The organism is Mesorhizobium sp. P5_C1 (assembly GCF_054049815.1).
Genome location: NZ_JBFULQ010001103.1, coordinates 1 through 1,013, shown reverse-complemented (window position 1 = coordinate 1,013; position 1,013 = coordinate 1). Strand labels below are relative to the sequence as shown.

1 protein-coding gene and 1 pseudogene are annotated in these 1,013 nt (G+C 61.4%); both read left to right on the top strand.

Features of this window, described 5'->3' with window-relative positions; translation table 11 throughout:
- Positions 1 to 779: carbohydrate ABC transporter permease (locus tag ACXJ7R_RS34180; protein WP_457155646.1), on the top strand; the 779-nt coding region annotated here is incomplete at its 5' end.
- 2 nt (positions 780 to 781) lie between these two features.
- Positions 782 to 1,013, top strand: a pseudogene (locus tag ACXJ7R_RS34175) (carbohydrate ABC transporter permease); the annotation flags it as partial.

Sequence of the window (1,013 nt, the reverse complement as noted above, 5' to 3'; positions counted from 1 at the left end):
GCCTGACGCGGCCCGAGACTTTCTTCGTCTTTATCGGCTTCAGGAACTATCTTTCGATCCTGTCCAACACCGATTTCTGGTGGGCGTTCGGTCGCACCGTGCTGCTGCTGACGATCGCGCTCAATCTCGAAATGCTGCTTGGCCTCGGCCTGGCGATGCTGGTCGAGAAGGCGACGCGCGGCCAGCGCATCCTGCGCACGCTGATGATGTTTCCGATGATGTTCTCGCCGATCCTGGTCGGCTTCCAATTCAAATTCATGTTCAACGACAATATCGGCCTGGTGAACAATGCCTTGCAGTCGCTTGGGCTCACGCAGGACGCCATACCGTGGCTGATCGAGAGCCATCTCGCCTTCATCGCCATTTCGATCGCCGAAATCTGGTCGTCGACCGCGATCTTCGCCATCCTGATCCTGGCCGGCCTGCTCGCCATGCCCAAGGAGCCGATCGAGGCGGCGCGCGTCGACGGCTGCACGCCATGGCAGACATTCCGTTATGTGACGTGGCCGTTCGTCATGCCCTTCGCCTACATCGCCATGACCATTCGCTCGCTCGACGTGGCGCGCGCCTATGACATCGTCAAGATCATGACCGATGGCGGACCGGCGGGCCGCACCGAGCTGTTGTGGACGCTGGTGGCGCGCACCGCCTATAGCGACGGACGCATGGGCATGGCCAATGCCATGGCCTATTTCTCGATCCTGCTGTCGATCGCCTTCACCGTCTACTTCTTCAACAAGCTCGCCGCGGCGCGCACGCAGATCGGTGCGGAGTGGTGAAGATGGACGAGAATTCTTCCGCCCGCTTGAAGCGCCGGCTCACAGGCATCGTCTACCGCATCGGCCTGTTCCTGGCGATGCTGACCATCTGCCTACCCGGTCTGTGGATCGTGTTGTCGTCGCTGCGGCCGACCGTCGAGATCATGGCCAAGCCCCCAGTGTGGATCCCGCAGGAAATCTCGTTCGACGCCTATGTCGCCATGTTCAGCGGCATCGGCAAGGGCGGCATCCCGG